This window comes from Syntrophorhabdus sp., from assembly GCA_012719415.1.
GTDB lineage: Bacteria > Desulfobacterota > Syntrophorhabdia > Syntrophorhabdales > Syntrophorhabdaceae > Delta-02.
Genome location: JAAYAK010000249.1, coordinates 1 through 5,095, shown reverse-complemented (window position 1 = coordinate 5,095; position 5,095 = coordinate 1). Strand labels below are relative to the sequence as shown.

The 5,095-nt window shown below is 62.7% G+C and carries 3 protein-coding genes; all 3 read left to right on the top strand.

The features are described from left to right. Positions 1-2,676, top strand: a 2,676-nt coding sequence (locus tag GXX82_14990) for an alpha-2-macroglobulin (protein NLT24345.1), incomplete at its 5' end; no start/stop codon positions are given. A 139-nt stretch (positions 2,677-2,815) separates the two neighbouring features. Then, a complete protein-coding gene (gene pbpC / locus GXX82_14985) occupies positions 2,816-4,837 on the top strand; it encodes a penicillin-binding protein 1C (GenBank protein ID NLT24344.1) in 2,022 nt (673 codons plus the stop codon). Positions 4,838-4,976: 139 nt separating this feature from the next. Beyond that, positions 4,977-5,095: cold-shock protein (locus GXX82_14980; protein ID NLT24343.1), on the top strand; the 119-nt coding region annotated here is incomplete at its 3' end.

The following is a 5,095-nucleotide window of genomic DNA, read 5'->3' as shown; positions in this document are numbered from 1 at the left end:
TGGTACGAGGCGCGGAACGATGACCGCATCGACCTCATCCCCCGTCGCCGCCAGGTCGATCCCGGCGAAACGATGAGCTTCGAGGCGCGGATGCCTTTTAGCACGGCAACCGCCCTTGTGACCGTGGAGCGCGAAGGTGTGATGGATGCTTACGTAAGAAAGGTCTCCCGGGAGAATCCCGTCATAGATGTCCCCGTGAAGGTGAGCTATGTGCCCAATGTCTTTGTGTCGGCGCTCGTGGTTCGGGGACGGCTGGCAGGTACTCATCCAACCGCGTCCTTTGATCCCGGGAAACCGGCCTACCGTCTGGGCATAGCCGAGGTCAGGGTGGGCTTAAAGCCCCATGCCCTCAAGGTGAAGGTCGAGACGGACCGGAAGACGTACGGGGTCAGGCAGAAGGTGAAGGCCCGCATCTCGGTGCGGACGCCCGACGGCTCCGTCCCGTCGAAGGGTTCCGAGGCCGCCCTGGCCGTTGTCGATGAAGGACTCCTCGAACTCAAGCCGAACCTGAGCTGGGGGCTTCTCGATGCGATGATGCGCCGGAAGGGCTACGGGATGTCGACGGCCACGTCGCAGATGATGGTCATCGGCAAACGTCATTTCGGGCGCAAGGCCCTCCCTCACGGGGGAGGCGGCGGGAAACAGCTGACGCGGGAGCTCTTCGATACGCTGGTGTACTGGAAGAGCGCGGTGCCCCTCGACGACAGCGGTGAGGCGGACGTGGTCTTCGATCTCAATGATTCCCTCACGTCCTTCAGGGTTGTGGCGATAGCCAGTTCCGGGAGCGACCTTTTCGGTACCGGGGCACAGACGATAAGGACCACTCAGGACCTCATGGTCCTTTCGGGCCTGCCCGGGCTCGTCCGGGAAGGCGACCGTTTTACCGCGGGATTCACGGTGCGCAACGCGTCGACGCGGAATATGGACGTGGAGGTGAACGTGAAGCTTCGCGGGGGCAAGGCCCCGCAGTCGTTCGCGCCCCTGTCGCTTGCCATTCCCGCGGGGGAGGCCCGGGAGGCGGCCTGGCAGGTCATCGTGCCATCCGGCGTCGCGAAACTCGATTACGAGGTATCGGCACGGGAGGCTTCCGGAGACGCGCGGGACGAGCTGAAGGCCACCCAGACGGTGGTGCCGGCAGTGAGTGTGAGGGTTATGCAAGCCACACTCACGCAGGTGAAGGACGCGCTGAAAATGGATGTTGAGCGTCCCGCGGACGCCGAACCGGACCGGGGAGGTGTTGCCGTAACGTTGCGGCCCAAACTTTCCGAGGGCCTTGGCGGCGTTGTCGAATACATGGGCCGTTATCCTTACACGTGTCTTGAACAGAAGGTGTCGAAGGCCGTTGCCCTTCAGGACCGTGAGATGTGGAAGAACATCATGGCTGAGGCGCCCGCGTACCTCGATACGGACGGCCTCGCGAAATACTTTCCTCTCATGACGCGCGGCAGTGATACCCTGACCTCTTACCTTCTATCCATAAGCGGTGAGTCCGGGTACGAGATACCGCAGGAGGTCCGGGCCAGGATGATCAAAGGCCTGAAAGGGTTTGTGGAGGGAAAGGTCGTGAGAGGCTCCGCGCTTCAGGCACCCGACCTTTCCATAAGGAAGATGGCGGCCGTCGCGGCTCTCTCGCGGCATGGACAGGCTGGCGCCCAGCTTCTGACCACCATCGATATCGAACCCGACCTGTGGCCCACGTCGGCCGTCCTTGACTGGATCGATGTCCTGCGGCGCACGCGGGGCATAGCCGACGGGCAGGGGAGGTTGAAGAAGGCCGCTCAGATCCTCAGGAGCCGCCTCAACCTGCAGGGAACCGTGATGGGTCTCTCCACGGAGAGGTCGGACCAACTCTGGTGGCTCATGGTGTCGACGGACCTCAACTGCGCCCGGACGCTCATCGCGTCCATGGAGATCGGTACCTGGGGCGAGGACGTGCCCCGGATCGCCCGGGGACTGGTATCGAGGATGAAGAGGGGCCGCCTCGACACGACGACGGCAAACGCCTGGGGCGTGCTCGCTCTTCAAAAGTTCTCGCGGAAGTACGAGTCCGCCCCTGTGAAGGGCACCTCCACTCTCACCCTGGCAGGAAAACAGGGTACCATCTCATGGGCTGAAAGCGCGAAGGGAGGCAGCCTCACGCTGCCCTGGCCCGGGAAGAGAAGCGCCCTCGCGATCGACCACAGGGGGGAGGGAAGGCCCTGGGCGAGCGTGCAAAGCCTGGCGGCGGTTCCGTTGAAGGCCCCCCTGGCGTCGGGTTACACCATAAAGAGAACGATAACGGCGGTGGAGCGCAAGGTGCCTGACGCGTGGACGCGCGGCGACGTGATGCGTGTGCGTCTCGAGATCGACGCCCGTACGGACATGACCTGGGTGGTCGTCAGTGATCCCATCCCGTCGGGCGCGGCCATCCTGGGAAGCGGTCTCGGGCAGGATTCGGCGCTCCTTTCCCGCCAGGGCCGTCAGCGGGGATGGGCGTGGGAGGCCTACCGCGAACGGTCTTTTGAGGCCCTGAGAGTGTACTACGAGTTCGTCCCGCGCGGCAAATGGACCGTGGAGTACAGCGTGAGGCTCAACAATGACGGTATGTTCCGTATGCCCGCCACGCGGGTGGAGGCGCTCTACTCCCCGGAGATGTACGGAGAAATTCCGAACCCGCCCGTGGAGGTGAGAAAGTAACAGGATGTTCTTCAGGCGACTGAAAGGCACGAGGAAGATATGCGTTGTGGCGGCACTTGCCGTCCTGTGCCTCGCCGCGGCCGGGTTCCTTGCGGTGGTCCGGTCGGTCAGGAACACGGACGCAGGGTCCTTTGCGGCCCTGAAAGCCTCCTGGCGAGCCTCCGATGCCGTCCTTCTCGATCGTCACGGGGAGGCCATCCACACACTGAGGACGGATGACAGCGGCAGACGGCTGGAATGGACCCGTATTGGCGATGTCTCTCCGTCCTTTCTCGCCACCGTCGTTCTTGTCGAGGACCGTCGTTTCTTCAGCCATCATGGCGTCGACCCTTTCGCCTTCGTATCGGCCCTCGTGGAGAGGGCCGCGGGGGGAAGGCTCCGCGGTGCCAGCACCATCCCGATGCAGGTGGCCTCGATGGTGGACAGGAGTTTGAAGCCGAAAGGGATACGCAGGGATCCCGGCCAGAAATGGCGACAGATCATCACCGCCCTTGCCATGGAGCGCGCCTGGACAAAGGAGGAGATGCTCGAGGCCTACATCAACCTCATATACTACCGTGGGGAGCTGCAGGGTGTCAGGGCGGCGTCGAAGGGTCTTTTCGGGAAGGAACCGTCGGGTCTCACCCAGGTGGAATCCGTTGTCCTGGCTTCTCTCATAACATCGCCCAATGCGTCCCGGGAAAGGGTGGCCGCGAGGTCCTGGCGTCTCGCGGTGAAGGCCGACATGAAGGTCAGCCGTGAAGAGGTGGAGAAGAAGACAGCGGATGCCCTGGCATCGGCCTATCGTATAGCCTTCGATACCTCGCTAGCCCCCCACGTGGCGCGCATGCTCCTCACAGAGGGAAGACCGAAGGTGGTGACGACCCTCGACGGACGGCTCCAGAGGTTTGCCCTCGATGCCCTCAGGGACAACCTTGCCGCCTTGCGTGGGCAGAACGTGGCCGACGGGGCCGTTATGGTGGTCGATAACGCGACGGGCGAGATCCTTGCCTACGTCGGCAACAGCGGGAGCGCATCGAGCGCCGTCTGGATGGACGGTGTCCGGTCGCGAAGACAGGCGGGTTCGACGTTGAAGCCCTTCCTCTACGGTCTCGCGATCGAAAAAGGCTACATGACCGCGTCGTCCCTCCTCGAAGACACACCCCTTTCCATAATGACCCCGACGGGGCTTTACGTGCCGCAGAACTACGACAACCAGTTCCGCGGCACCGTGAGTGTGAGGTGCGCCCTGGCGTCGTCCCTCAACGTGCCTGCCGTCAAGACCCTTCTCGTGACCGGCCTCGAGCCCTTCGTCGAGAGGCTTAACAAGCTGGGGTTTGCGAGCATCAGGGAGGACCCGGAGTTCTACGGTTATTCCATCGCCCTCGGGTCAGCGGATGTCGAGCTCTATGAGCTTGTCGGGGCGTACCTGGCGCTGGCGCGGGGTGGACGGCGCGCGGGGATGAGACTGACCTTCGACGGCACCGCCGGCGCCGGGACCCGCGTCATGGATGAGAAGGCGTCCTACATCGTCTCCCGTATACTGTCGGACAGGGAGTCACGGGCCGTCACGTTCGGTCTCGAGAACCCCCTTGCCACGCGCTACTTCACGGCGGTCAAGACGGGTACCAGCAAGGATATGCGCGACAACTGGTGCATAGGTTTCTCCCGCCGCTACACCGTTGGGGTATGGGTCGGCAACTTCTCGGGCGAGCCCATGCGCGATGTCAGCGGTATCAGCGGGGCCGCGCCCCTGTGGCTCGAAGTGATGAACTTTCTCCATGGCGCCGTCCCGTCGACAACACCGGGGCGCCCGGCGGGCGTCACCGTTGCCAGGGTGCGTTTCGAAGGGGATATCGAGCCCTCCCGGGAGGAGTTCTTCATCGAGGGTACGGAGCCGATGGATGCCGTGCGGGTGCAGGCCTCCCATCAGAAGCCCCGCATCGTCTACCCTCCGGAAGGGACTTTTATCACCATCGATCCCGACATCCCCGGGAAGCTCCAACGGGTCGCCATGCGCTTCGAGCCAACGTCGGCCCGCGTAAGATGGGTCCTCAACGACTCCGACGCGGGACCGGACACGCCGCTCTTTCTCTGGGAGCCGAAACGCGGCAGTCACACCCTTACGATCGTAGATGGCGACGGCAGGGTCGTCGATTCGGTGGGATTCACGGTGAGGTAGGGGCCGGCCCCCGGGAATGCGATTTCTCGTATAATATCAAGGAATACCGGTAAATTTCGCTTGACAGCCATTTTTATCAGGAATAATATTGCTTAAAAGCACAATTGCTTAATACTACCAAAGAAAGGAGCCACGCAGCATGCCAGTAGGTAAGGTGAAATGGTTCAACGATTCCAAGGGGTACGGTTTCATCGAACAGGATGGCGGCGAGGACGTGTTCGTCCACTTCTCCGCGATCCAGCAGGATGGTTTCAAATC